This window comes from Stappia sp. ES.058, from assembly GCF_900105595.1.
In the GTDB taxonomy this organism is placed as follows: Bacteria; Pseudomonadota; Alphaproteobacteria; order Rhizobiales; family Stappiaceae; genus Stappia.
Genome location: NZ_LT629784.1, coordinates 2,355,355 through 2,379,927 on the forward strand (window position 1 = coordinate 2,355,355; position 24,573 = coordinate 2,379,927).

General features: G+C 63.1%; 26 protein-coding genes. 13 read left to right on the top strand and 13 right to left on the bottom strand.

Translation table 11 applies throughout. From position 1 onward, the window contains the following. Positions 1-92 precede the first annotated feature (92 nt). Both rpmG and BLU32_RS10845 read left to right on the top strand, forming a co-directional pair. Entirely contained in the window at positions 93-260 is a 168-nt protein-coding gene (rpmG, locus tag BLU32_RS10840) for a 50S ribosomal protein L33 (RefSeq protein WP_093806908.1), read from the top strand. 690 nt (positions 261-950) lie between these two features. After that, entirely contained in the window at positions 951-1,592 is a 642-nt protein-coding gene (locus BLU32_RS10845; protein WP_093806910.1) for a DUF2799 domain-containing protein, read from the top strand. 15 nt (positions 1,593-1,607) lie between these two features. On the opposite strand, the gene BLU32_RS10850 is transcribed toward BLU32_RS10845, so the two are convergent. Then, positions 1,608-3,050, bottom strand: coding sequence for a PleD family two-component system response regulator (locus tag BLU32_RS10850; protein ID WP_093806912.1), 1,443 nt, complete (start codon positions 3,048-3,050; stop codon positions 1,608-1,610). A 16-nt stretch (positions 3,051-3,066) separates the two neighbouring features. Further along, positions 3,067-3,435 carry a response regulator gene (locus tag BLU32_RS10855; RefSeq protein WP_029057504.1) on the bottom strand — a complete coding sequence of 123 codons (369 nt, stop codon included), beginning with the start codon at positions 3,433-3,435 and terminating at the stop codon, positions 3,067-3,069. Positions 3,436-3,589: 154 nt separating this feature from the next. Here BLU32_RS10855 and BLU32_RS10860 point away from each other — a divergent pair, with 154 nt between their 5' ends. The 3 genes from BLU32_RS10860 to BLU32_RS10870 are packed head-to-tail and all read left to right on the top strand — an operon-like array spanning position 3,590 to position 5,925. Further along, positions 3,590-3,889: a DUF3572 domain-containing protein gene (locus BLU32_RS10860; protein ID WP_093806914.1), complete on the top strand. Its 300-nt coding sequence runs from the start codon at positions 3,590-3,592 to the stop codon at positions 3,887-3,889. Continuing rightward, complete coding sequence (locus tag BLU32_RS10865) at positions 3,882-4,547, top strand: hypothetical protein (protein ID WP_197673590.1); 666 nt, start codon at positions 3,882-3,884, stop codon at positions 4,545-4,547. Before BLU32_RS10860 ends, BLU32_RS10865 begins: the two co-directional genes overlap by 8 nt. 40 nt (positions 4,548-4,587) lie before the next feature. After that, positions 4,588-5,925, top strand: coding sequence for a DNA polymerase IV (locus tag BLU32_RS10870; RefSeq protein WP_093806916.1), 1,338 nt, complete (start codon positions 4,588-4,590; stop codon positions 5,923-5,925). Between the two features lie 21 nt (positions 5,926-5,946). On the opposite strand, the gene BLU32_RS10875 is transcribed toward BLU32_RS10870, so the two are convergent. Further along, positions 5,947-6,804, bottom strand: a complete 858-nt coding sequence (locus BLU32_RS10875; RefSeq protein ID WP_093806918.1) for a cell envelope integrity EipB family protein — start codon at positions 6,802-6,804, stop codon at positions 5,947-5,949. 211 nt (positions 6,805-7,015) lie between these two features. Here BLU32_RS10875 and BLU32_RS10880 point away from each other — a divergent pair, with 211 nt between their 5' ends. The 4 genes from BLU32_RS10880 (at position 7,016) to BLU32_RS10895 (ending at position 10,287) form a co-directional block, all read left to right on the top strand. Next, positions 7,016-7,480 carry a RidA family protein gene (locus BLU32_RS10880; protein WP_093806920.1) on the top strand — a complete coding sequence of 155 codons (465 nt, stop codon included), beginning with the start codon at positions 7,016-7,018 and terminating at the stop codon, positions 7,478-7,480. Positions 7,481-7,516: 36 nt separating this feature from the next. Next, positions 7,517-8,281 (top strand): glycerophosphodiester phosphodiesterase family protein, encoded by a 765-nt coding sequence (locus tag BLU32_RS10885; protein ID WP_093806922.1) that lies wholly within the window; start codon positions 7,517-7,519, stop codon positions 8,279-8,281. Positions 8,282-8,408: 127 nt separating this feature from the next. Next, complete coding sequence (locus BLU32_RS10890; protein WP_093806924.1) at positions 8,409-9,680, top strand: GNAT family N-acetyltransferase; 1,272 nt, start codon at positions 8,409-8,411, stop codon at positions 9,678-9,680. A gap of 178 nt (positions 9,681-9,858) precedes the next feature. Then, on the top strand, positions 9,859-10,287 hold the full coding sequence (locus tag BLU32_RS10895) for an HIT family protein (RefSeq protein WP_093806926.1): 429 nt from the start codon (positions 9,859-9,861) through the stop codon (positions 10,285-10,287). A 27-nt stretch (positions 10,288-10,314) separates the two neighbouring features. Here BLU32_RS10895 and BLU32_RS10900 read toward each other — a convergent pair whose 3' ends face one another. From BLU32_RS10900 to clpS, 6 genes are all read right to left on the bottom strand, one after another. Further along, positions 10,315-11,253, bottom strand: a complete 939-nt coding sequence (locus BLU32_RS10900; RefSeq protein ID WP_093806928.1) for a phosphatase PAP2 family protein — start codon at positions 11,251-11,253, stop codon at positions 10,315-10,317. A gap of 191 nt (positions 11,254-11,444) precedes the next feature. Beyond that, positions 11,445-12,077, bottom strand: coding sequence for a glutathione S-transferase family protein (locus tag BLU32_RS10905; RefSeq protein WP_093806930.1), 633 nt, complete (start codon positions 12,075-12,077; stop codon positions 11,445-11,447). A 107-nt stretch (positions 12,078-12,184) separates the two neighbouring features. After that, the gene (locus BLU32_RS10910) at positions 12,185-12,532 is read right to left on the bottom strand and encodes an AzlD domain-containing protein (RefSeq protein ID WP_093810884.1); all 348 of its coding nucleotides are present in this window, start codon (positions 12,530-12,532) and stop codon (positions 12,185-12,187) included. After that, positions 12,532-13,212 carry an AzlC family ABC transporter permease gene (locus BLU32_RS10915; protein WP_244501683.1) on the bottom strand — a complete coding sequence of 227 codons (681 nt, stop codon included), beginning with the start codon at positions 13,210-13,212 and terminating at the stop codon, positions 12,532-12,534. The genes BLU32_RS10910 and BLU32_RS10915 overlap by 1 nt, the downstream gene beginning before the upstream one ends. Before the next feature lie 264 nt (positions 13,213-13,476). Next, positions 13,477-15,912: an ATP-dependent Clp protease ATP-binding subunit ClpA gene (clpA, locus tag BLU32_RS10920; protein WP_093806932.1), complete on the bottom strand. Its 2,436-nt coding sequence runs from the start codon at positions 15,910-15,912 to the stop codon at positions 13,477-13,479. A 9-nt stretch (positions 15,913-15,921) separates the two neighbouring features. Then, positions 15,922-16,251 carry an ATP-dependent Clp protease adapter ClpS gene (clpS, locus tag BLU32_RS10925; protein ID WP_029057516.1) on the bottom strand — a complete coding sequence of 110 codons (330 nt, stop codon included), beginning with the start codon at positions 16,249-16,251 and terminating at the stop codon, positions 15,922-15,924. A 581-nt stretch (positions 16,252-16,832) separates the two neighbouring features. Here clpS and BLU32_RS10930 point away from each other — a divergent pair. Continuing rightward, positions 16,833-17,669: an alpha/beta fold hydrolase gene (locus BLU32_RS10930; RefSeq protein WP_157727630.1), complete on the top strand. Its 837-nt coding sequence runs from the start codon at positions 16,833-16,835 to the stop codon at positions 17,667-17,669. Positions 17,670-18,124: 455 nt separating this feature from the next. Here BLU32_RS10930 and BLU32_RS10935 read toward each other — a convergent pair whose 3' ends face one another. Beyond that, complete coding sequence (locus tag BLU32_RS10935) at positions 18,125-18,457, bottom strand: phasin family protein (RefSeq protein WP_093806936.1); 333 nt, start codon at positions 18,455-18,457, stop codon at positions 18,125-18,127. 610 nt (positions 18,458-19,067) lie between these two features. Between BLU32_RS10935 and BLU32_RS10940 the strand changes: the two genes are divergently transcribed. Next, positions 19,068-20,498: a D-alanyl-D-alanine carboxypeptidase gene (locus tag BLU32_RS10940; RefSeq protein WP_244501684.1), complete on the top strand. Its 1,431-nt coding sequence runs from the start codon at positions 19,068-19,070 to the stop codon at positions 20,496-20,498. Positions 20,499-20,544: 46 nt separating this feature from the next. On the opposite strand, the gene BLU32_RS10945 is transcribed toward BLU32_RS10940, so the two are convergent. Continuing rightward, positions 20,545-21,258: a DnaJ domain-containing protein gene (locus tag BLU32_RS10945; RefSeq protein ID WP_093806940.1), complete on the bottom strand. Its 714-nt coding sequence runs from the start codon at positions 21,256-21,258 to the stop codon at positions 20,545-20,547. A gap of 102 nt (positions 21,259-21,360) precedes the next feature. Continuing rightward, positions 21,361-22,086: a hypothetical protein gene (locus tag BLU32_RS10950; protein WP_093806942.1), complete on the bottom strand. Its 726-nt coding sequence runs from the start codon at positions 22,084-22,086 to the stop codon at positions 21,361-21,363. Positions 22,087-22,234: 148 nt separating this feature from the next. Here BLU32_RS10950 and panC point away from each other — a divergent pair, with 148 nt between their 5' ends. Further along, positions 22,235-23,095, top strand: a complete 861-nt coding sequence (panC, locus tag BLU32_RS10955) for a pantoate--beta-alanine ligase (RefSeq protein ID WP_093810888.1) — start codon at positions 22,235-22,237, stop codon at positions 23,093-23,095. A 16-nt stretch (positions 23,096-23,111) separates the two neighbouring features. On the opposite strand, the gene BLU32_RS10960 is transcribed toward panC, so the two are convergent. After that, the gene (locus BLU32_RS10960) at positions 23,112-23,546 is read right to left on the bottom strand and encodes a DUF1489 family protein (RefSeq protein ID WP_093806944.1); all 435 of its coding nucleotides are present in this window, start codon (positions 23,544-23,546) and stop codon (positions 23,112-23,114) included. 136 nt (positions 23,547-23,682) lie between these two features. Here BLU32_RS10960 and BLU32_RS10965 point away from each other — a divergent pair, with 136 nt between their 5' ends. Next, positions 23,683-24,573 (top strand): NAD-dependent epimerase/dehydratase family protein, encoded by an 891-nt coding sequence (locus BLU32_RS10965; protein ID WP_093806946.1) that lies wholly within the window; start codon positions 23,683-23,685, stop codon positions 24,571-24,573.

Here is a 24,573-nt window from a genome sequence, read left to right on the forward strand (position 1 = left end):
GCAAAGTTTCCCAAGATTTCCCGGTGGAACGTCCTCTTCGATCTCTCGGAGTTCGCGACGCGGTGCCGGACACCAGTGCAAGGACAAGACCGATGGCCAAGGCGAACACCATCAAGATCAAGCTTCTGTCGACTGCAGACACCGGCTTTTTCTATGTGACCAAGAAGAATTCCCGCACCATGACCGAAAAGATGGTCCAGCGGAAATACGATCCGGTTGCCAAGAAGCACGTCGAATTCCGCGAAGCCAAGATCAAGTAGCATCTTTGCATTTCGGGCTGGCCATGCGCCGCCAATGCAAAACGATGAAAGCGCCACGACCAAAGGCCCCTTCGGGGGCCTTTTTTCGTTGGTTCAAGCGGGGTTTGCCGCGCAGGCCCCGTCTCGCCGAAACGCGGATTGCCTGCCGTGGCCGTGCGAAGACGCCCGCACAGAGCGATCGGAACATGACAATCGAAAGCGGCTGAAGACACGTCGCGGAGCGTGAAGAATGCGACCGGTGCTCCCGCAGGCATTTCAAGGAGGCCACTCCTGCCTGCCGGGGCACCGGTCAACCCCACGGTGTCAGGAGATGCGGCGGACCTGAACCTTCCGTGGGACGCTGTTGTCGTCCCGTTGCAGCATATGCATCGGGACGATCATGAAATGATGCGAGTTGACAAACGGCATCCGTTCACAAGCGGCAGACTATCCAAACGCCATTGCGAATCAATACAAACCCGAAGCCGTTAGCATTTTATTTACAATTTATGTAAACGAACGCGGTAAACGCGTGCCGTGCCACCCGGAAAATCGTCGAGACGTTGTGCGACCGCCCCCCTGACACCGTGTCGAAACCGCCCCCCTCTTGCATCTGCCGACGCGAATGGTTTATTTCAACCAGATACAGCCTAAAGTAGAATTTTGGTTATCCATTGATGAAACAGCATTTTAAACAAGCGGATCGATATCATGAGATTCTGGGCCCATGCCGTTGCGGTCTGTGCCGCCCCCCTCTTCCTGGCGGGCTGCGCGACCGTCTCCCGCGAACAATGCGAGGCCGGCGACTGGCCGGCTATCGGCCAGACCCACGCCTTGCAGGGATACCCGGCGTCGCGCCTGCAGAAGGTTGTCGAGGATTGCGGACGCCACTCGATTGCCGTCGACACGGACGCCTATATGCAGGGCTGGCGCATGGGTGTGCGCGCCTACTGCACGCCGCGACGCGGCTTCGAGGACGGACGCGGCGGCAAGCGTCCTTCGTTTTCATGCCCGGCGGACCTCGCGCCCGACTATGACGATGCGCGCCAGCTCGGCAGCCGGCTCAAGGACGCGGACGACCGCGTCGGCTTTCAGGAGAGCGACCTCGACACCGCCCAGCGCGAGATCGACAGGCTCAGCGACAGCCTCGCCGCACTCGACTGTACTCAAAAGACCAAAGCGGAGCGATTTTCCTGCCGCGCGGAACGCGCGGACCTCCGCGATCGGCTTTCCAGTGCGCGCTACGGCATGGATTCGGCCCGGTGGTCGCTGCGCGAGGCGCGACGCGAACGCGATGCGGTGTTCGAAGAGGTCACGGCGGCCTATGCCCGCCGCTTCTCGGTCCGTCCGTAAACCAATCGGTGTTCGTCAGCCGGCCCGGGCCCGTTTTCCCGCATGCGACGGCGCACGCGGCGTCGTATCTTCGGTATCCGGGCCGACTCGCGATTCCGCGCAGCACACGACGCGGTTTCGCCCTTCTTCCTTGGCCCGGTACAGCGCCCGGTCGGCGCGCTTGATCAGCTTTTCGCCGCTGTCGCCGGCCTTTGCATGCGTCGCGACGCCGACGCTGACCGTCACCGGCAGGTCCCATCCTTCGCCCTCGGGCAACGCGAAAGGCGCGCCCGCGACCACATCGCGCAAACGCTCCGCGACCTTTTCGGCGGCCGACAGCGTTGTCTCCGGCATCAGGATGACAAATTCCTCGCCACCAAGCCGGCAGGCCATGTCGAGACCGCGCACATTGGCCCGCAAGCGGCCCGCGACCTCCTTGAGCACCGCATCTCCGGCATCATGTCCGTGGGTGTCGTTGATCGACTTGAATCGATCGATGTCGATCATCAGAACCGACAGGGGAAGTTCCGTCTCTCCCGCCTGACGAACAAGCCTCGCGAGATGGGACTTCAGGTAGTGACGGTTTCGCAATCCGGTCAAGGGATCCGTGGTGGCCATGGCGATGGTCTGCTCGACATCGCTTGCAAGCCGGTCGTTGGCGCGCTTGCGCGCAATCTGGGTGCGCAGGCGCAAAACCAGCTCGGTCCGCTCGACCGGACGCAGGATGCAGTCGTTCACCCCGAGTTCCAGCGCCCGCATCATTCGCGCAGAATCATCTGCATCGGCAATCAGGATGATCGGAACGAGCCGCGTGCGCTCCAGCGCCCGGACTTGCGAAACCAGCCGCAGCGCGTCGTAGCGTTTCAAACCGAGATTGACGACAATCGTCTCGTATCCGCGTTCCGCCGCCGTGATCAGCGCCTGGGCGCCGTCACTTTCCCGCTCCACCCGGCAGTCCTGCCGCAGAATATCGAACAAGGTCCGCGACGACGATGCGCAGTCATCGACGAGCAGGACCCTGCCTTCGGCGTCCGGCGAGGGCCCATCTTCCGGTACAAGGCCGAACTGTGATCCCGTCTGCGCCCGAAGCCGGAGCTCATCGGTAACCCGCTTGAGCGAGACGAGGTTCTTGACCCTGGCGACAAGCGCCAGATCGTTGACCGGCTTGGTCAGAAACTCGTCGGCACCGACGCGCAATCCCCGAATGCGGTCATCGGTACGGTCAAGCGCCGTGATCATGACCACAGGGATATGTGCGGTTCTGGGATCCGACTTGATCCTGCGGCAAACCTCGAAGCCGTCCATGCCCGGCATCATCACGTCGAGCAGAACGATATCGCACGGCCAGGACGCGATGACCGACAGCGCCTCCGCGCCGCTTGCCGCGGAGCGAACGTCGAAATACTCGGCCGACAGCCGGGCCTCAAGCAGCCGGACATTCGCCCTTACGTCGTCGACGACCAGAATGCGCCCTGTCATGCCCCCTCGCGTGGCGTCAATCGCCCAGGTACGAGCGAACGGTTTCCAGAAATTTCGCAACCGAAATCGGCTTCGAGATATAGGCCTCGCACCCGCCCTGGCGAATCCGCTCCTCGTCGCCCTTCATTGCGAAGGCCGTGACAGCGATAACGGGAATCGTTTTCAGATCGTCATCTTCCTTGATCCATTTCGTGACCTCCAGACCGGACACCTCCGGCAGCTGGATATCCATCAGAATCAGGTCCGGACGATGCGCGCGCGCAAGCTCCAGCGCCTCCATGCCCGTGCGGGTCTGGAGCGTCTCGTAGCCATGAGCTTCCAACAAATCATGAAACAGCTTCATGTTGAGTTCGTTGTCCTCAACAATCAGCACGGTCTTTGCCATATCAGTCGCCTTCGTCCCCGTGCCGTGCCAACCTTGACTGAACCGGATCCGCTCTTCCGAGCAAGCTCCGCGCAAGCGTGACTGGCGTTGGCCCCTTTCCCACGATAGGTACGATATATCGTAGAGGGAATTCGTTTCGGAAAGGCAAACGCAAATGAACCTGGGACAGCGATCCCGCCTGAGTGCCGAGGAAGCCGAAACCCTGGCCACCGACGCGCTGGCATATCTTGCGGGCGACATGGAGCATCTTGGACGCTTTCTGGCGCTCGCCGGGATCGGACCGGCCGAACTCAGAGATGCGGCCGAAGAGGATGGCTTCCTGATCGGCGTGCTGGAGTTCTACATGGCCCACGAAGCACTGCTGCTGGCGTTTTGCGAAGCGCGCGGTCACCGACCGACCAGCATCGCCATTGCCCGCCATGCGCTCGACGGAACCTCCCGCACCGATGGTTGAGCCCTCCCCCGTGCTTGCCGAAACGCTCAGCCAGATCAAGGCTTTGGAGAATGGAACCCGACCACTCGTCATTTGCGATGTCGATGAAGTGGCGCTTCACTTTATTGCCCATCTGGAAGAGCATCTCGAGACTCTCGGCCTGGTCTTTCTGAGCCATGAGTACAAGCTGACAGGCAATATCGCGGACGGCAATGGTCACCCCCTTGCGGCCGCCGATGTGAAACGCCTGCTTCAAGAGTTCTTCGACACATGGACGCACCGGCAGCAACCCGTGGAGGGGGCGGTGGAAGCCCTCCGGACCCTGTCGCGCGCCGCCGATATCGTATTCCTGACAAACCTGCCTGGCGCCTGGAACAAGCAGACGCGGATGCGGACCCTCACCGGTCACGGCATGCACTATCCCGTGATCACGAATTCCGGGCCGAAGGGGGGCGCTGTCGCGGCCCTGGCGGCCGGGCGCGCGGGACCGGTCGTGTTCATCGATGACAGTCCCCAGAATATCCGTTCGGTCCAGTCAGCCGTCGCGGAATGTGTCTTGATCCATTTCGTGGCCGACAAGCGGTTTTTCGCGACCTCCGACACAATCGCCGGCGTGCATCTGAAAACCGATGACTGGGGAGCCGTCGAGGCCTATATTTCGTCGTGCCTTTCCGACTAGATCCGGAAACGCCCTCGCGCTGCGCGTCGGAGCTCCTGGAATGTCGCCCTCTCCCACAGATCCGGACAGATCCACGTCGGACCGAAAGGCCCGACAAGTCGGCGCGATCTGCCGCGATTGCGGCACACGCCCAAAGCCGTCCGCGCGTCGCTGTACCGCCTGCGGCAGCCCCCGGATTCTCGTACATGACGAACTCGACACGCTCTCCATCGCCCATGTCGACTGCGATGCCTTTTATGCCTCGGTGGAAAAACGCGACAATCCGGATCTTCTCGACAAGCCGGTGATCGTTGGCGGCGGTCGGCGCGGCGTCGTCTCCACCTGCTGCTACATCGCCCGCATCCAGGGTGTGCGCTCGGCGATGCCGATGTTCAAGGCGCTGGAAGCCTGCCCGGACGCCGTGGTCGTGCGGCCCGACATGGAGAAATATGCAGCCGTCGGGCGCGAGATCCGTGCGCGCATGCTTGCCCTCACGCCACTGGTCGAGCCGTTGTCCATCGACGAGGCCTTCCTCGACCTCACGGGTACCGAGCGCCTCCATCATGCAACGCCTACCGAAACGCTGGTGCGCTTCGCCCGCGAGGTGGAGCGTGACATCGGCATCACCGTGTCCGTCGGGCTGGCCGCCAACAAGTTTCTGGCCAAGATCGCCTCGGATCTGGACAAGCCACGCGGCTTTTCCGTGATCGGCGCACAGGAAGCCAGCACCTTCCTCGCCGACAAGCCGGTGGGACTGATCTGGGGTGTCGGGAAGGTGTTTCAGGACAAGCTCGCGCGCGACGGCCTGAAGACCATCGGGCAACTTCAGGGAATGGAGGCGACGGATCTCGCCCGCCGGTACGGCGCAATGGGACTGCGGCTTGCAAGCCTCGCGCACGGGCGTGACGAACGGCGCGTCTCGCCGGATCGCGACACCAAGAGCATCTCGAACGAAACGACCTTCAACACCGACATCGGCGACCACGACCGGCTGCGCGCGATCCTGCGGCGTCTCAGCGAGCAGGTCTCGGCCCGTCTCAAGGCGGCGGAACTGGCCGGACGAACGGTAACCCTGAAACTCAAGACGGCGGACTTCAAGACCCTGACGCGTGCGCGCAGCCTGACGTCGCCCACCCAACTCGCGGACCGGATTTTTCGGGCCGGCGACGATCTGCTGCAAGGCGAGACAGACGGCAGGCGATTTCGCCTGATCGGCATCGGTATCAGCGAGTTTTGCGATCCCGTCCACGCCGATCCCGACGATCTCGTCGACGACGGCGCAGGGCGCAGGGCGCGTGCGGAGCGCGCAGTCGACGTCCTGCGCTCGCGGTTCGGAAAGACGGCGGTCGAACTCGGCCTCACGAAATCCGGCGACATTCGCCGCCAGCGCGACCGCTAGCGGCCGAATCGCTGCCGATGCCTACTGATTGCAGGTCACGGGATCGATCAACGTCAGATCCGAGAGTTTTCCGCTCAGCTCAAAGTCGCCGTAGTCGAGCTTGAGCCGCCGGCTGACGCCATTGTCGTAAAGCAGGAAACCGAGTTGATAGACCGGCATCCGCTCTCCGGCGTCCTGGGTCTGGCTGTCGAAGTAGGCGATCGTGACCGGCCAGTGGGAATGCTCGCCGATCTTGGCGACCGCATTGGCATCTTCATCGCCGGGCGTGCCGGGACCGTCCCGGCGCGCACCGATCACCGAGGTGGTCTCATAGACCTTGTCACCCGATTCCGAGCCGTCGAAGAGATCCGCCACCAGGATCGCTTCGCCACGCTCGGCCGTTTCCAGAAGGCGCCGCAAATGCTCGGTCGGAAACAATGCCGTCCCGGACAATGTCACCTCGCGCTCATCCGGCTTCTTTAGATCGAGCGTGATGCGCCCGTCGGCGTGCTCCGCGCGCCCGCGCGTTTCCTCGCTGAGCTTGCGGTTCACATAGGTCTTCGACAGGAATTGAAAGGCCTCGCTGGCGGGATCCTCGAAGGAACTCGTCTGCAGATCGGTGACACGCATCTGGCCGCGCTCGTCCGACACCTGGATCACGAAGCGGAAAGCGACGCTGTAGCCCTCGCAGGGACCGCCCGTGAATTCATAGACCATCCGCCCGCTGACACCGGAAATCCCGGCCGCCTGCGACGTTTCGGCCAGCGAAAGGTCGTAGACCGCGCGATGTGTCAGAAGTTCCGTCGGCCCGGCATGAGCGCCACCGCTCACACCAGCCGCGAAAACAGCGGCAGTCGCCCCGATCCGGGCAGCAGCAACGCCAAGACGCAGTATGTTCATCTCTTACTCCTCGACAGACCCTCGCGCCAATGTCGCGCATCCCGGCCGCGCCGACCAGTCCTTCCTTGGAGGGATTTCGCGTTTCGGATTTCCAGGACGCCTAGAGGTCCGTTCGACGCTTGAAGCGCCCCTGAATTTCGGTCACTCTCCCGGCGAATATTCCAGGCGCGCGAAAATCGGCGCAACGCGAATAAACCGAAGGAATTTGCCAATGCCGGGTGAAGTCGAAAAGCACATCTCCTCTTTGGGAATCACCTTGCCCAAGGCGGCCGCGCCCGCGGCCAACTATGTTCCCTATGTTCAGACCGGCAATCAGCTTTTCATTTCCGGTCAGATCCCGATGGGACCGGACGGCATCGAGCATCAGGGCAAGCTTGGCGACGGTTATTCGGTGGAAGGAGGCCAGGCGGCCGCGAAACTTTGCGCAATCAACCTGCTCGCCCAGGCGAAGGCCGCCCTCGGCGATCTCGACCGCGTGGTGCGGCTGGTGAAGATCGTCGGCTTCGTCAATTCCACGCCCGACTTTACCGACCAGCCCAAGGTCGTGAACGGGGCCTCCGATTTCCTCGTCGAGGCACTTGGCGACAAGGGCCGGCATGCCCGCTCCGCCGTCGGTGTTGCCGGTCTGCCCTTCGGCGTTGCGGTCGAGGTCGAAGCGATCTTCGAGGTCGCATGACGCTGATGCGCCTTTCTTGAACGGAATTTGTGACACATGCGCGACCTCTCCTGGCTGACCGCGCGCCCGATTGCGCATCGCGGCTATCACGATGCGGCACACGGGCGCGTCGAAAACACGCCCTCCGCCGTCGCCGCCGCGATGGAGAAGAGCTTCTCCATAGAGGTAGACCTCCAGCAAAGCGCCGACGACAAGGCCATCGTCTTTCACGACGACACGCTGGAGCGGCTGACCTTCGAGACCGGACCGGTAAAGGCGCGCACCGCCGCACAGTTGATGCCCGTGATGATGCGCGGCACCGACGACCGGCTCTGGCTACTCGACGAGCTGCTCGAGCAGGTCGACGGACGGGTCGGCCTGTGCATCGAGATCAAGTCTCGCTTCGAGCGCCATCCCAAACACGCGTATATCGCCGGCATCGCCGAGAGCCTGTCGCGCTACCAGGGACCGGTGGCGGTAAAGTCCTTCGATCCGGACGTCATGCAGATGATGCGCGAGGCCGCCCCCGACATCCCGCGCGGCGCATTGGGGGACGGCGCCCGCAACCTGAAGGACTGGGGCCGGGCGAGCCGGATCGAACGTTTCATGCTGCGGCACATGCTCTATGGCCCGCGCATCCGGCCGAGCTTCGTTTCCTATTGGGTCAAGGACCTTCCCGCCCTCGCGCCCGCGACACTGCGCAAGGTGTTCGGCCTGCCGCTGATCGCCTGGACGATTCGCACGCCCGAGGACCGGGCCCGCGCGAAGGCCTTTGCCGACCAGATGGTGTTCGAAGGTTTCGACCCCGACGCCGCCGTCTGACCGGACCAGAGGGCGTGGCTGCATCAGGGGATGTCATGGGCTGTCCCCTCCCCTTTTGCCGGGGCGGCCCTAAGTCGTTCGGAGCGCACCAGCGCAACGCACATTCATCACGACACGACACAAGGGCATGAGCTTCGTGAGCGCCGGCGATGACGAGACACAGGAATTCCGCCTAAGGGCCATCACCTCGCTTGCGGAGATCTCCCGCAGCGACTGGGACGCGCTTGCAAATCCGCAGTGGAGCCTGGGCGAAGGCGGCGTGCTTTCGCCGAAAGCGGATGATGAATCAAAACATCAGGACGGCGAATCGATCTCTGAGGAAACGGAGTTCAACCCGTTCATTTCTCACGATTTTTTGTCGATCCTGGAAGAGTCAGGCTGCGTCTGCGACCAGACGGGCTGGCTGCCCCAGCACCTGATCCTGGACGCACCCGACGGAACGCCCGTCGCCGCCCTGCCCTGCTATCTCAAGAGCCACTCGATGGGCGAATATGTCTTCGACCATTCCTGGGCCGACGCCTATCACCGGGCCGGTGGCAGCTATTATCCCAAGCTTCAGTCCTGCGTGCCTTTTACCCCGGCGACGGGCCGACGGTTCCTCAGCGGCGCGGGCATCAACCGTCCGGCCGCCATCGCCGCCCTTGCCGACGGGTTGCGAGAACTGTGCCGGCTGCGCAATGCCTCCTCCGCGCATGTCACCTTCCTGAACGAGCGAGAATGGGAAATCGCCGGCGATCGTGGTTTCCTGCAACGCAACGACCAGCAGTTCCACTGGCTCAACAAGGGCTACGCCACCTTCGACGATTTTCTTGGCGATCTCGCGTCGCGCAAGCGCAAGCAGATCCGCAAGGAACGGCGCGAGGCGCTCGCCACCGGGCTCGACATCGAATGGGTGACCGGCGCGGATCTGACGGAAGCGCATTGGGATGCGTTTCACGCCTTCTACGAAGACACCGGCGCCCGCAAATGGGGCCGCCCCTATCTCAACCGGCGCTTCTTTTCCCTGCTTGGCGAACGTCTCGCGCACAGCGTTCTGCTGGTCATGGTGCGGCGCGAGGGGCGGATGATCGCCGGCGCACTCAACATGATCGGCTCGCACGCACTGTTCGGGCGCAACTGGGGCTGCCTCGAGGATCACCCGTTCCTGCATTTCGAGGTCTGCTACTATCAGGCCATCGACTTCGCCATCGAGCGTGGGCTTGCCCGCGTGGAGGCCGGCGCGCAAGGCTCGCACAAGCTGGCGCGCGGCTATCTTCCCACACCGACGTTTTCATCTCACTTCATCTCGCATCCGGGCCTGCGCGAGGCCATCGCGGACTATCTTGAGAGCGAACGTGAGGCCGTGCGCCGCGAAGGCGAGGCAATCGCGGAGGCCTATTCGCCCTTCAAGCGCGGCTGAACGATTGGACGCAAGCGATTCAAAAGACTCAGCTCTTTCACCCCACTTGAATCTTTTTCTCAAAGGCGGTTCAGTCGGCCGACGCTACCGTGTTGAATCAAAATGTGAACTTGCACCTGATTCAGAGCATCAAGCCGGGCGGCACGAGCCGAACCGCGCAATTTCGGGGGAACATGCCATGTCTGTGCCGTATGACGACCAGAATGTCTTCGCCAGGATCCTGCGCGGCGAACTGCCCAGCCAGACCGTCTACGAGGACGACAAGACGCTCGCGATCATGGACATCATGCCGCGCGGCGACGGTCATGTTCTGGTGGTTCCCAAGGCGCCGTCGCGCAACATCCTCGACATCGCCGAAGACGACCTGAACGCCGTGATGGCGACGGTGCAAAAAGTTGCGCATGCCGTGATAAAGGCCTTCGGTGCCGACGGCACGACGATCCAGCAGTTTTCCGAAAGCGCGGGCGGACAGGTGGTGTTTCACACCCATGTGCATGTCATTCCCCGCTTTGAAGGCGTGAAGCTGCGCCCGCATACGGGCGACATGGCCGACGGCGAGGTTCTGGCAGCCCATGCCGAGAAGATCCGAGCTGTTTTGACCGACTGACGCCGGCACTCCTGCACGGACGGCGGCTCAGCCCGTCGTCTGTCCGAGTGGCATGCGTCCGGCATCCGTCGCGGGGACCGGTCCTGCGAGCAACCGTCCGGAGAGTGCAACGCTCAACGCGAAGACGGCCAGACCGCCGAAGAGGTCGACCAGATGGTGCCCGCCGTGCAGAAGGACAGCCAGCGGCATCGGCAGGTTGATGAGAGCGAGCAGCACGAACAGCGGACGAACGGAATATGAAAACCACACCGCCATCAGCGCCATGACCAGATGAACGGACGGGAACGCCACAAGCCCCAGCACATCCCGTGGTGAAATCAGCGACACGCCGTCGAGTGCCAGCCGGTTGAGCTCCTCGCCATAGGCCGGCCCGACCACCATGCCGAGCCGTGAAATAACATCGGCCGGGATCTCGAAATACGCCGAGGGGCCGGAACTCGGGAATGCGAACCAGAACAGGATCGACAGGCTCACGGCGAGAACGCCTGTCAGCAGGAAACGGTGAAGCGCTGCCGCCCGTCCGCTCAAGCCGAGCGTCAGGATCAGCAGCACGAACTGGAACAGCGAACTCATGTAGACGAAACCGAGCGCCCTGCCGAAGGTCGGCATTGTCGACATCGCCATGACCAGATCCGGCCATGAATAGCCCATCAGCCCATCGATATGCATGAGCAGCCCGTCAATCCGGCGCGGTCCGACCGGCAATAGCAGGTAGTTGAACACCGAGACGGAGATGGTGAAGAGAATGAAGAGGCCGGCGGTCACGCCCGCAAGCGCAATATTCCGATCGCGTTGGCGGATCCGGTAGAACAATCCAAGCGCGAGCAACCCGAGCCCGACGCTGACGAGCGGCGCATAGCCCGCCCAGTCGATCGCCGCACCACGCACCGCGACTAGAACCGCGTCAGCGAGATAGATGGCGCCGATGCATGTCGCCACGACCCGTTCTGCTGGAAGAAGTGCCATGCCGCCCCCACTGTTTCGCGACCTCGATAGCAGGCGTGATCTAAGAAAGCTTTAAACGGGCGGGTTCATGGATCAACACAGCCGCACATCGCGGGCCTGCCTGCGCAGACCCGCGATATGCGTGAAAGACGGCCGTCATCCCGCAGAAGGGTAAGGACCATCCGGCGGACGAGCGGTCGGCAGGCCGCACATCAAGCGGCGGCATCTTGGGCGGCGTCCAGCCGTGCCTCGTCCTCAAACACACGCTGGAAGCTCGCCCGCGAGGTGACCCGCAGTGCATAATCCCTGAAGACCGGAAGCTCCGGTATCGCCTTGAAGTTCAGGGCCCACTGAAGCGACGCCCCCCACTGGATGTCGGCGACCGTGATGTTCTCACCGAGGATGTAAGGCGCACGCGCGAGTTGGTCGGCCAGGACCTCGATCACCTGATCGAAGGTGCCATAGGCGGATTCATTCGCCGGCGGGACATGGCCGATCATCCTGTCCATCAGCGCCGGCTCGAAGCTGGCGGCATAGAACGTCATCCAGCGCAGATAGGCGCCGCGGCGCGGGTCGCCGGGCATCGGCGTTAATCCAGCATTTGGAAAGAGATCGCCGAGGTACAGAGCGATGGCGATGGATTCCGTCACGACCGTATTGCCGTGGCTGAGCGCCGGCACCTTGCCGAGCGGATTGATCGCCAGAAAATCCGGCGACTTTTGCTCGCCCTTTCGCATGTTGAGCACATGCAGGTCGCAGGGCGTGCCGAGTTCGTCGAGCAGCACGCGCGTGGCACTGGCACGGGATCGGGGAGCATAGTGAAGCGTCAGCTTGTCGGATGTCATCGAGGTTTCCTTTCAAGGCGCGGCGCGTCCTTGCGCCGCCAGGAAACCATGACAGACCGCTGCTGACAGCATCCTGTCAGTAGCGGAGCATCCACCTGGACTTGTCCTCAGCTTCCTCCGAGAACCAGCCATCCGCCGATCAACACCATCTCGGCCGCCAATACGCCGACAATGACGCGCTGACCGAACAGAAGGAAGGCAGCGAAGCCGGAGGCCGCGGCCGCCAGCCGCAGAAGGACCGGCGCGCTCTCCAGCGCACCGGTGGGAAACAGGATCAACTTGGAAATCACACCGGCCACGAGCGCGGTCGCGACCGACCGGATGAAGACCAGAACCTCGCTGTCTTCCCGCAGACGCCCGCTGAAAAGCACGCCGAGCCAGCGCCAGACGTCCGTCGCCAGCCATCCGGCAACGACGATCATCGCGTAGGGCCACCACCATTGATCGACCATCATCATGACACCCCACGCCGTGCCAGCCGCGTGCCGGCATAGGCGAGCGTGCCGCCCACCAGTCCGGTCCACAACAGGTCCAGACCAGGCGCGTAGACAAAAAACACGGGGCCAAGGGCAAGGCCGGCAAGCATCGCGGCCTTGTCGGCCGAAATTCGCGACGCGCCCCACAGCGAACAGAGGAAATAGACCGGCGTGAGCATGAACAGGCCGCCAGCAACGATCGGCGGCAGGCGACCAACCATCACATAGGCAATCCCCGTCATGCAGAAGACGAATCCCGTCAGGCTACCGCCGAACCCGAGAAAGAACGGCAGTCGACCCTCGCGCGGCATGTCTTGCACATTGCGCATGGCGAAGACCCAGGCGGTGACCGCGACGAAATGCGAGGCGACCAGCAGATGCCAGCGCTTCGTTTTTCCCTCAATGCGCAACAATGGCATGAGGGCCATGGTCATCGGCATCAGCCGCACCGAGGCGAGCGCCACCGCAATTCCTGCGGAGATCATGCCCATTCCGCCAGAAATCGCACCGGTCAAAACGACGATGCTGGGCAATGCCCACACCAGCCCCGTCATCATCAGCGTCTGGTCCAGGGTCAGCCCGCTCTCACGCGCCAATCCGGCATAGCCTACGAACGCCGCCGTCAGGATCAAAGCCGGGATAGAGACCGCCGAGCGCATGCCACGCCAGGCCCACCCCAGCGAAGAGACGGGCGGCGAAGGGGGATCAACCGGATTCCGAGCGCCCGATGATGCACCCGAGGGATTGGAAGGTGAGTTCATGGCAAGGCACTGAAGACCGGGAGGCGTCGCACCGCGCACGCGCATCATGCTGAAGAAAACCGCCCCCTTCTAGCAGGCGCCGGACCGAATGCAAAACGGCACCCGAAAGGGTGCCGTTTCACGATGTCGTTGCAAGGACCGGATGCCCGGTCGTCGGAGAGATCAGTCCGCCAGCGGAACCTTCGGGATCAGGCTCTTCTTGCCCGGCCCCTCGCCCTTGCGTGTCGGACCGGACGACGCCTCTGTCTTCTTGGCTGCGGGCTTGCGACGGCGCTTGGGCTTCGCCGCCTTGGGCTTTTCGGTCTTCGGCTTGACCAGCGTGTCCTCAACGCTTTCAAGCAGAAGCCCGGCAGCATCTTCGGAGACAGAGACCTTGACCGTACCACCCTTGCGCAGCTTGCCGAAGAGCACCTCGTCGGCGAGCGGCCGCTTGATATGCTCCTGGATCACGCGGGCGAGCGGGCGGGCGCCCATGCGGTCGTCATAGCCCTTGTCTGCAAGCCAGGAGATCGCCTCCTCGGTGAGTTCGAATGTGACGCCGCGGTCGGCGAGTTGCGCCTCCAGCTGCATGACGAACTTCTCGACGATCCGGTGCACCACCTCGGTCGGCAGATTGCCGAAGGCGATCACCGCATCGAGGCGGTTTCGGAATTCCGGCGAGAACAGGCGGTTGATCGCCTCCTGGTCCTCGCCCTGACGCTTGACCCGGTTGAAGCCGATCGGCTCCTTCGCCATGTCGGACGCGCCCGCGTTCGTCGTCATGATCAGGATGACATTGCGGAAATCGACCTGCTTGCCGTTGTGATCGGTGAGCTTGCCGTGATCCATGACCTGCAACAGGATGTTGAAGAGGTCCGGATGGGCCTTCTCGATCTCGTCGAGCAGGAGCACGCAATGCGGATGCTGGTCGACGCCGTCGGTCAGCAGACCGCCCTGATCGAAACCGACATAGCCCGGAGGCGCGCCGATGAGGCGCGACACCGTGTGGCGCTCCATGTACTCCGACATGTCGAAGCGCAACAGCTCAACACCCAGCGAGCTTGCCAGCTGACGCGCGACCTCCGTCTTGCCCACGCCCGTCGGGCCGGAGAAGAGGTAGTTGCCGATCGGCTTGTCCGGCTCGCGCAACCCGGCGCGCGACAGCTTGATCGCCGAGGACAGCGTCTCGATGGCATCGTCCTGCCCGTAGACGACGCGTGACAGCGTCGCATTGAGGTTGGACAGAACCTCCTCGTCCGACTTGGAGACGGACTTCGGCGGGATCCGCGCCATCGAGGCGACGGTCGTCTCGATCTCCTTCACGCCGATGGTCTTGCGACGACGGCCCTCCGGCAGGAGCTTCAGCGACGCGCCGGATTCATCGATCACGTCGATGGCCTTGTCCGGCAGCTTGCGGTCGTTGATGTAACGGGCCGAAAGCTCGACCGCCGTCTTGATCGCATCATTGGTGTAGCGGACCTTGTGGAAGGTCTCGAAATAGGGCTTCAGACCTTTCAGGATCTCCACCGCGTCCGAAATCGTCGGCTCGTTGACGTCGATCTTCTGGAACCGGCGCAGCAGCGCCCGATCCTTCTCGAAGAACTGGCGGTATTCCTTGTAGGTGGTCGAGCCAACGCAGCGGATCGTGCCGGAGGCAAGCGCCGGCTTGAGCAGATTGGAGGCGTCCATCGCCCCGCCCGAAGTTGCCCCCGCACCGATCACCGTATGGATCTCGTCGATGAACATCACCGCACCGGGATACTCCTCGATCTCCTTCACGACCTGCTTGAGGCGTTCCTCGAAATCGCCGCGGTAACGGGTTCCGGCCAACAGCGCACCCATGTCGAGGGAGAAGATGGTTGCATCCATCAGGACGTCGGGAACGTCCTTGTCGACGATCCGCTTTGCCAGCCCTTCCGCGATGGCGGTCTTGCCGACGCCCGGATCGCCCACAAAGAGCGGGTTGTTCTTCGACCGGCGGCACAGGATCTGGATGGTGCGCGAAATCTCCGCATCGCGCCCGATCAGCGGGTCGATGCGTCCGGCCTTCGCCTTCTCGTTGAGATTGACGCAATAGGCTTCGAGCGCATCGGTCTTCTGTTTCGGCTTTTCGCCCACCTCCTCGGCGGCAGCGGCGTCCTCGTCGGCACCGGTGACGGGGCGCGCCTCCGACATGCCGGCACGCTTGGCGATACCATGCGAAATGTAGTTCACTGCGTCGTAGCGGGTCATGTCCTGTTCCTGCAGGAAATACGCCGCGTGGCTCTCGCGCTCGGCGAAGATCGCGACCAGAACGTTCGCACCGGTCACCTCCTCGCGCCCCGACGACTGGACATGGATCACCGCGCGCTGGATCACGCGCTGGAAACCGGCCGTCGGCTTGCTGTCGTCGTCGCCGTCGATCACGAGGTTTTCGAGTTCGGAATCGATGTAGTCGACGAGATTGCGTTTCAGCGTATCCAGGTCGACGTTACAGGCACGCATCACCGCTGCCGAGTCCTGGTCGTCGACCAGGGCCAGCAAGAGATGTTCGAGAGTCGCGTATTCCTGCTGCCGCTCGTTTGCGAAGGAAAGCGCTTGATGCAGCGCCTTTTCAAGGCTTCGGGAGAATGAAGGCACTGGCGACCCCTATTTCTTTTCCATCACACACTGAAGAGGATGCTGGTGTTTGCGGGCAAAGTCCATCACCTGTGTAACCTTGGTCTCGGCCACTTCGTAGGTGAACACCCCGCACTCCCCCACCCCGTGGTGATGAACGTGCAACATGATGCGTGTCGCCTCCTCGCGATTCTTCTGGAAGAACCGCTCCACGACATGCACGACGAATTCCATCGGTGTGTAGTCATCGTTCAGCAAAAGAACGCGGTACAAGTTCGGTCGCTTCGCTACCGTACGTGTCTTGGTGACGACCAGACCGCCTGCATCGTCCCCGTCCCCGCGTTGAGGTCCCTTCGTCATTCCTGCTCCATAGCCTTTTGCAACGGACCTGCTGTTGCCAGGATGCGCGTTCTGCGTGGTTCGCCCGGATTGTCCGCTCCGTTGAAAGCGCGCCAGGCCCCGGATATCGTGACGATCCGCTAACAGCCGGCGGCGAGGCTTTCATACTGGGACAGGCCACACACCACTCATGATTATCCTAGCGCAGGTTGCGCATTCACCAACCCCGGGATCACAAAGAAAGGCACTTTTCACGTCCCCCGCTGTATGCGCCGCAACGACGACGCCCGCCCAGCCACCGAAACCTCACCGGTGACGATCAATTGGCGACGATCAATGTCACCGACAGTATGTATGATCTTTTTCGTCCGCAACAATCCCGTCCGTCATCGCGAGAGCCGGAAGGGCCATGCGTGCAGTCGACCGGCACCGGCTGCATGAGCACGCCTGAAACAGCAGGGTAAGGTCCTCCGGAGTGCGTGCGACCAAGCATTCACCTGCAGGTTTCCAGGATGCACCGCCCGCACAAGATGATTTTGAACGCGCAGAACCGGGTCGAGCCCTTGCTGATCTTCTTGGTTCGCGGCCGTAACAAGGCAGTTATGATGGCATTCACAACGATTGGTACGGGAAACGTCACCCTGGCTTGTCTGGACCAGGGGCGTGGACCAGCGATCGTGGCCCTTCACGGCTTTCCCGATACCTGGCGAACGTGGGATGCCGCCTCCCGGGCTCTTGTCGAGGCGGGTTACCGCGTCATCCGGATGGCGCTCCGAGGCTACGCCCCGTCCGGCATCCCGACTGACGGACGCTACGAAGTCACCTATCTTGCCGAGGACGTTCTTTCCTTGCTCGACCATCTCGATCTGCAAGACTGCACGATTCTTGGTCATGATTGGGGTGCCTCGACGGCCTACGAACTGGCACTACATGCGCCGGATCGACTTGCCGCCATCGTGGCGCTTTCAGTCCCGCCACCGGCCACCGCGACAAGCGGATGGAAAGAACGACTGTCCCGCCCGCACAACCTGTATCTCGGGCTTGGCCCGGTGTCCGACTGGTGGCTGCGACGCAAAGACTTCTCGGAGGTTCGCCGGCTCTACAAGATGTGGAGCCCAAGCTGGACCGCCAATTCGCAACACGTCGAGGCCGTGATCGACGATCTCCGCCCGCCTGAACGCTCGCGCGCGTCGGTCGATTTTTACCGGCGACGGCTGGGCACGATTGCGGGACGCGCGACACTGCCGTCGGTTCCAAGCTTGCTGATCTACGGCTCAGACGAGCCGAAGGTCCGGCGCGACGGGTTTGAGGCCGCGCGAAGCGGTCTTGTCGCGTCCTCGCGTGTCGTGCGGATCGAGGGCGTCGGGCACTGGCCCCATCTGGAAGCACCGAAGACCGTTCTCGACGAGATTGTCGGTTTCCTCGGTTTTGATAGCTGAAGGTATGGTGCCGTAAGCGAGGCTGACATGATGGTGCCGCAAGCCACAACAGACGTCGGCCGCGGCAACAATGCGGCACGGAGTGAGCGATCGCTGCAATCGATTTCCATGCGCGGCTCAGCCGTGGACCGGCGTAGCTCGCGGCGCCACGAGCGTGCCCGGGCTTTTCCGGTCAAAAACGCTTGAAGCGGACGATCAGCCAAGAAGCTGGCGAAGATGGCTTACGGTGCGTTTCGATCTGTCCTGGCAGAGAGACTTCGACGGGCTTGGAAGGCGCCCAATGAGGCGCCGGATCTGCTGGTCGCCGATAAGCAGGTCCAGGGAGAGCCCGCCCCATTGAAACGCGGGACAAATCACCGAGAGGGATGGACCCCGACGAAAAAAGCCCGGCTTTTGCCGGGCTTCAAAGGGCGGGGTCAAAACCCCGCCGCGCTCGTCGCTGAAAGACGAAGAGCTTACTTGGCGACCTTGGAAATGACGCCTTCGTAGGGCTTGTAGGTGTCTTTCGCCAGTTCGGAGTACATGTCCCCGATCTTGGTGACTTCACCGACGAAGCCTTCGTAGGCCGTCTTCATGAAATCGCTCTGGGCTTCGAACGCCTTGTCCAGCGACTTGGAAGCGACAAGCTTCTCCACAGCCGCAGTGCTCTCTTCGAAGGACTTCTTCTGGTAATCGGCCACCTCGGCCGCGATCGCCTGCATGCCCTTGGTCATGGCGCCGATGCTCTGCATCATCACGTCCATGTTGTCCTTGCTGAGCTTCTGCATATCGTCGAGATTGTTGATCATGTTACCCTCATTCGCGTGAGTGGGTCGGAGGACCGCAGCACGGATACCCGGCTTACGTAAGCGAAGCCGGGTTCGATACCGTGGGGTCGACGCCGACTTTCTGATTGCATCTAGGGTATATATGCACTGCACAATTTCTGTCAATGATCCATTTTGCAGTGCAACATATCCCTTTGACCTACGGGGTTTCCCGGTCGTATTCAAGGGCCGGCGTCGCTAGCATGCGCCCCGTTCGCGGCCCGTCCACAGGTCGCGACCTGGCATGCCGTTTGATGAATCGGATTGCCAGGCAGTAACGGCGCATTAACTGCCATTTGCGAATCTGAGGAAACGACATGGCGGGAACAAACCGGCTGAACAACACGGAAACCGGATTTCGCAAACGATCTCGTTTGCACATTCGTAACCCTGTTTGCGCTAGGTTCCTGTTCTCGGCGAGGGTCATCGCCGCATCCGGCACGACCGGAAGTGGCGATAGCGCCGCAAACGAAACACCTGGCCCGAATGGGGTGACATTGTGCTGAGTAAAGGTGTGCGACGCGCCGCGCGCGTCCTGGCAAGCGGATTTCGCGGTTCTTTGATTGCATCGATTGCGGTCGGGTGCCTGGTAGTGACGCCGGCAACGGCGAGCGCGAATTCCAAATATTCCGGTATCGTGGTTGACGCCAAGACCGGCAAGACCCTCTACAGCTACAAGGCGGATACCAAACGCTATCCGGCGTCCCTGACCAAGATCATGACGCTCTATATGCTGTTTGAGGAAATGGAAGCCGGTCGCATGTCGCTGCAGACCCGGCTGAAGGTCTCGAAGTACGCCGCCAGCCGGCCGCCGTCCAAGCTGGGCCTGAAGCCCGGCAGCACCATCCGTGCCAAGGACGCGATCCTGGCGCTGGTGACGAAATCGGCAAACGATGTCGCCGTTGTCGTGGCGGAAAACATCTCCGGCTCCGTTTCGGCCTTCGGGCGCCGCATGACGCAGCGCGCACGCCAGATCGGCATGAAGTCGACGACATTCCGCAACCCGTCGGGTCTGCCCAACGGCAAGCAGGTTACGACCGCCCGCGACATGGCGCTTCTCGGCCGCGCGGTTCAGGAGCGTTTCCCTAAGTACTACAAATACTTCAGCACGCGCCTCTACAAATACAAGGGCCGTCGCTATGGCAATCACAACCGCCTGCTGGGCCGCGTGAAGGGCGTCGACGGGATCAAGACCGGCTACATCCGTGCCTCCGGCTTCAACCTTGTGACGTCGGTCAAGCGCAGCAACCGGCACATTGTCGCCGTTGTCATGGGCGGGCGCACGGGCGCCTCGCGCAACGCCCAGATGAAGAAGCTCATCGCCAGCTACCTGCCCAAGGCCTCGCGCGGCAAACGCACCGCCCCGATGCTGGTTGCACGCGGCGTTTCCGCGATCCCGCGCTATGCGGAATTGCGGAACATTCCGGTTCCCGACATCAAGCCGCTTGCAGTTGCCGAGATTCCCGATGCCAAGCCGATCATCGCGGCAACCCAGCTCGCCCATGGCGACATCGTCACCGGGTCCATCGTTCCCGTGCCGCAAAAGCCCGGTCTCAAGGCGGCCCTGCGCCGCAAGAGCCTGGCATTTGCAAGCACCAGCGTCCCGCTACCGCCGGCGGCTGCGCCGCGCGCTCCGGCACGCTCCGAGCCGGTGATCCGGGCCGTTCGCACGCAGGCAATCAAGGTTGCGAGTGCGGGCAGTGGGGGGGCAACGCTTCCAAGAGCGCCGGCCGATGCGTCGGTGACCGTGGCCGCGAACAACACCGCCGATCCCGAGCCGGGCTGGCAGATCCAGATCGCGGCAGCCGAATCCGAGGACGGCGCAATCGCCATGCTCAAGAAGGCCCAGGGACGAACCGGGCCGGCCCTGCGCGGCTACGCGCCCCACACCGAGCCGGTGGACGCCAATGGCACGACCCTTTACCGGGCCCGATTTGTCGGCTTCAAGACCAAGACCGCGGCATGGGATACGTGCAAGACCCTCAAGCGGAACAAGTTCAACTGCTACGCGGTCTATCAGTAGACCGCGTCGGCGACACCAAGATCATCTGTCACGCGTATTGGTGAGTTCAATGACGATTGAGAAGCAGGTCCTTAGCCTCGTTGAGTTTCGCAGCGAGAAAGCCGCTCCCCCCGTGGTCGGGATGAACGCGCTTCATAAGTCGGCGATGCGCCGACCGGATTTCCGCCTTGCTGGCGCCGTGCGAAAGCCCCAGAACCTGGTGGGCCTCCTCCTCGGTCATGGCGCCCGTGCCCGGCGCGGGTCCCTGCCCCGCTGTGGCATCCGCCTCGAAGTCTACGCGCCATCCGGGCTGCCGGCGGTCGAGATAAGCTTCGAATAGGGCCCGGCTGTCCGGATCGCCCGCAACCTCGCGATAAAACGCCTCCAGCTCCGAGGGGGCAAGCCCGTCGAGCCGGCGCCCCTCGAACGCGCCGGCGAGCACCTCGCCATCCATGTCGCCGGTCTCGTGATCGAGCGTCATCTCCAGATAGGCCGAGCGCACGACGGATGTCTGCCCGGCACCGGCGGCGGAACCGCTGCTCCCGGCACTTCGAAAGCCCTTCGCATTCCGCAATCCCAGAAGCGACAAGCCGGCCATGCCCGCGAAAAAGGCAAGGTCGAATCGCTTGATCAGCAACAGAACAACCGCCGCGACAAGAAGCGCGATACCGCCGGCCGTCTTGAGTTGCCGGGCAAGACGTGCCGGATCGGCTGCGGCAATCGAATTGCTGAACGCGAGCAACAGTCCCAGCGCCGCCACGCCAAGCAGCAGATATCCCATGTCATCTCCCGGTGCCGATGGTCAGCATGTGCAGTTCTCGCATTCCATATAGCGGGGGATGCAAGGCAGTGCGAGGGGACCTTTGACCCCGCCGGGCCGTCGTCAACGCAGATGCGCCAGAAGGCGGCGAGCACCCGCATCCCCGCCCTTGGTCAACTTCTCCAGTTCCGCACGTCCGCCGGCCGCAAAGACCGCCGCCGCCTTGAGCAGCGCGGCAAGCTCGTCCGCTGCCCCCTCGTCCAGTCGGAAGTGAGCGCCGCCCGTCAGCCGCGCGATCTCGCGAAAGGCTGCTTCGGCATGGGCATCGCGTCCGTCCTGAAAAATGAAGGCGGGAACGCCCAACAGGCCCAGTTCTCCGGCACGCGCGCACAGGCCGTCGACATCCTCTTCGACGCAATCGCCGATATAGACCAGCGCCTGAACCTTCTTGCGTTTGGTCTCGGCGATGGCATGACGCAGGACCTTGCGGATCTGCGTCTGGCCGCCGCGACAGTCGATGCGCGTCATCAGCCGAGCGAGCGCCTCTGCATCCTGAACCCATTTGGAGGCGGCACACTCGCCAAAGCCGCGAAAATACACGAGCTGCATCGCCAGATGCCCGACCGCACCGGCTGCGGTAAACATCTCGCCCTGAATGGCACAGGCGCGGTCCCACGTCGGCTGGCGGCTCATCGTCGCATCGAGCGCGATCACCAGTCGCCCGGCCCGCGCCACCGTCGTCGTTGCCTTGGCTTCGTTCAGGAAACTCGCGATCTCGGAGCCTGAGGACGGCCGCTCGACCGGGGAGGTCGTCTTGTTGTTGAGGTCGATATCGCGCTTGCTTGTCATCCGCGCCTCCTTCCGCCCGTTTCAAACCGTGGCAATTGCCCGCACAGTGCGATATGGCCTTCACACCGGAAAATGCCAAGGCGTGGCGACCGTTTGGCACGCCGTTGGCGGGATCCGGCCGCCTTTTGTCCGACGGAGCCTTGCGCAAATGACACGCCCCCGCATTTTCGAGACCATCGCAGCCCTGCGCAAGGAGGTCGAGATCGCACGGCGTGACGGTCGCCGTATCGCCCTGGTTCCGACGATGGGCGCATTGCACGACGGGCACCTCTCGCTGGTCCGCTCCGCTCAGGAACGCGCGGACTTCGTTATGGCCTCGATCTTCGTGAACCCGACCCAATTCGCGCCGAACGAGGATTTCGATGCCTATCCGCGCGACCATGAAGCCGATATCGCCAAACTGGCAGAGCTTGGCATCGATGCCGTGTTCCTCCCGACCGTCGGCGAGATGTATCCGAAGGGCTTTGCGACAGGGGTCACCGTTGGCGGCCCCGCGCGCGATCTGGAAAGCGCCACGCGTCCGCATTTCTTCAATGGTGTCGCGCTTGTCGTCACCAAGCTTCTGCTTGCGGCACTGCCTGATCTCGCCATCTTCGGCGAGAAGGACTATCAGCAGCTTTGCGTGATCCGGCAGTTCGTGCGCGACCTGAACATGCCGGTGGAGATCGCCGGCGCCCCGACAGTGCGCGAGGGCGACGGTCTGGCGATGTCGTCGCGCAACCGCTATCTCTCGCCGCAGGATCGGCACAAGGCCGCGCTTCTGCCCGTCGTCCTGCGCGACATCCTGAAAGCGCTCGACGACGGCACGCATGTGCCGGAGGCGCTGGCCGACGGCATTCGCCGCCTGAAAGAGGATGGGTTCGAGGTCGATTATCTGGAGCTGCGGTCAGCGGAAACGCTCGCCCCCGTCGACGATGCCACAGCCGAAATGCGCCTGCTTGCCGCAGCGCGGCTGGGCGACACGCGCCTCATCGACAACATGGCCTGGTCGAAGCCGCGGGCATCCTGATCTAGGATGTGGGCCGTCAGATCAGACATAGCTCCACCAGTTCGCGGCGCATCGCCTCGGGAATATCGCCGCTTCCGTCGAGCCGGGTCAGGTCGGCCGGGGCATCCTCCGCCTTGAGGTAGCGCCAGCCCTGGAACGGGCGGCGCGGATGCGGCCGCGTAGGGTGCAGAACCGGCTCGAGCACCAGATCGCAGCGCTTGATGCCGGCGGCATCGGTGAACGGGCGGATATCGACGAGCCGCTGGCGCACCTGGATCGCGCCCTTGATCACCCAATAGAGGGACCCGCCGTCGAGCAACTCGTCACGACGGGTGGGAACCATCCGCGTGGTATGGCATTGCTCGGGCGTCTCGCCACGCGCGCGCCGCTCCTCCCGGCGGAAGTCGATCCAGGATTGCAGGTGCTCGATAGACTCCACGCCCACGCACAGTTTCAGCAAATTCAGGGTCATGCCTCTCCTTATAGAGCGCTTGGCGCGGGATCAAAGCGCCGGAATGCCCCCCATCCCTGCAATACACACCCTGTCGACAGGTCGCACCCGGCGCGAAAGCTTGCGCGAATCGGTTGGACGGCGCTTTTTATGACTCATGCAGGTCTTTCTCACAGGCGGAACCGGAACCATCGGACGCGCAGTGCTCGCGCTCTTGCTGGAACGCGGCCACAGCGTGAAGGCGCTGGCGCGCTCTCCCGAAAGCGGCGCGCGCCTGAGGGCCGCGGGCGCGCAAGCGGTCTCCGGCGATCTTCGCGACCCTCGCGGCTGGCTGGAGGAGGCCGCGCGCTGCGACACGCTGGTGCACACGGCCGCGACCTTCGATGCGCAGGCTGTCGTTGTCGAGCGCCGCCTGGTCGCGGCTCTGAAGGCGCTTCCCGCCGATCGCCCCCACCCCTTCAGCGTGGTCTACACCGGCGGGATCTGGCTCTATCCGGCAAGCCCCGTCATCCCGTTACGTGAGAACACGCCGTTTCACCCGCTTCCCGCCTTCGCCCATGTAGCCAATGCGATCCGCTCACTGCTTCCCATACGCCATCTGGCGTTGTCCGTCATCCACCCCGCCCTCGTGTGCGGGCGCGACGGCGGCCCCATCGCCGACATGCGATGCGCAGCGGAAACCGGCCACGCCTTCCAGACCCGCGCCGGGCTGGAGACGCTCTGGCCGCTTGTCTCGGATGAAGACCTGGCGGATCTCTACGTGCGTGCGATCGAGGCGCGACGCTACCGCCTCAGCCTTGTCGGTTGCGGGGTGGATGCGGTGCCCGTTTCCACACTGATGCGCCTTGTCTCCGACGGCATCGGCCTCAGGCTCGATCTGGAGCATGCCGAGACGCCGGCGCACATCAGCGCCGAACTCGACATCGCCGCCGGGTACGCCTTGTCGCAGCGGGCGTCGAGCGACGGCGCTGCCAAGCTGCTTGGCTGGGTGCCGCGACAGACCACGCCCGAAGACCTCGTCAAGGCCCACACGCCAGTCGCCGGCTGA

Coding starts and splice junctions, on each gene's coding strand:
- panC (WP_093810888.1), top strand. CDS start 22,235: ATGACACGCCCCCGCATTTTCGAGACCATCGCAGCCCTGCGCAAGGAG.
- BLU32_RS10855 (WP_029057504.1), bottom strand. CDS start 3,435: ATGGCAAAGACCGTGCTGATTGTTGAGGACAACGAACTCAACATGAAG.
- BLU32_RS10895 (WP_093806926.1), top strand. CDS start 9,859: ATGTCTGTGCCGTATGACGACCAGAATGTCTTCGCCAGGATCCTGCGC.
- BLU32_RS10865 (WP_197673590.1), top strand. CDS start 3,882: ATGGTTGAGCCCTCCCCCGTGCTTGCCGAAACGCTCAGCCAGATCAAG.
- BLU32_RS10930 (WP_157727630.1), top strand. CDS start 16,833: ATGATGGCATTCACAACGATTGGTACGGGAAACGTCACCCTGGCTTGT.
- BLU32_RS10890 (WP_093806924.1), top strand. CDS start 8,409: ATGAGCTTCGTGAGCGCCGGCGATGACGAGACACAGGAATTCCGCCTA.
- BLU32_RS10845 (WP_093806910.1), top strand. CDS start 951: ATGAGATTCTGGGCCCATGCCGTTGCGGTCTGTGCCGCCCCCCTCTTC.
- rpmG (WP_093806908.1), top strand. CDS start 93: ATGGCCAAGGCGAACACCATCAAGATCAAGCTTCTGTCGACTGCAGAC.
- BLU32_RS10875 (WP_093806918.1), bottom strand. CDS start 6,804: ATGAACATACTGCGTCTTGGCGTTGCTGCTGCCCGGATCGGGGCGACT.
- BLU32_RS10870 (WP_093806916.1), top strand. CDS start 4,588: ATGTCGCCCTCTCCCACAGATCCGGACAGATCCACGTCGGACCGAAAG.
- BLU32_RS10880 (WP_093806920.1), top strand. CDS start 7,016: ATGCCGGGTGAAGTCGAAAAGCACATCTCCTCTTTGGGAATCACCTTG.
- BLU32_RS10950 (WP_093806942.1), bottom strand. CDS start 22,086: ATGACAAGCAAGCGCGATATCGACCTCAACAACAAGACGACCTCCCCG.
- BLU32_RS10935 (WP_093806936.1), bottom strand. CDS start 18,457: ATGATCAACAATCTCGACGATATGCAGAAGCTCAGCAAGGACAACATG.
- BLU32_RS10900 (WP_093806928.1), bottom strand. CDS start 11,253: ATGGCACTTCTTCCAGCAGAACGGGTCGTGGCGACATGCATCGGCGCC.
- BLU32_RS10850 (WP_093806912.1), bottom strand. CDS start 3,050: ATGACAGGGCGCATTCTGGTCGTCGACGACGTAAGGGCGAATGTCCGG.
- BLU32_RS10965 (WP_093806946.1), top strand. CDS start 23,683: ATGCAGGTCTTTCTCACAGGCGGAACCGGAACCATCGGACGCGCAGTG.
- BLU32_RS10915 (WP_244501683.1), bottom strand. CDS start 13,212: ATGCGCTCGGCGGTCTCTATCCCGGCTTTGATCCTGACGGCGGCGTTC.
- BLU32_RS10960 (WP_093806944.1), bottom strand. CDS start 23,546: ATGACCCTGAATTTGCTGAAACTGTGCGTGGGCGTGGAGTCTATCGAG.
- BLU32_RS10905 (WP_093806930.1), bottom strand. CDS start 12,077: ATGACATCCGACAAGCTGACGCTTCACTATGCTCCCCGATCCCGTGCC.
- clpS (WP_029057516.1), bottom strand. CDS start 16,251: ATGACGAAGGGACCTCAACGCGGGGACGGGGACGATGCAGGCGGTCTG.
- BLU32_RS10945 (WP_093806940.1), bottom strand. CDS start 21,258: ATGGGATATCTGCTGCTTGGCGTGGCGGCGCTGGGACTGTTGCTCGCG.
- BLU32_RS10885 (WP_093806922.1), top strand. CDS start 7,517: ATGCGCGACCTCTCCTGGCTGACCGCGCGCCCGATTGCGCATCGCGGC.
- BLU32_RS10910 (WP_093810884.1), bottom strand. CDS start 12,532: ATGATGGTCGATCAATGGTGGTGGCCCTACGCGATGATCGTCGTTGCC.
- BLU32_RS10860 (WP_093806914.1), top strand. CDS start 3,590: ATGAACCTGGGACAGCGATCCCGCCTGAGTGCCGAGGAAGCCGAAACC.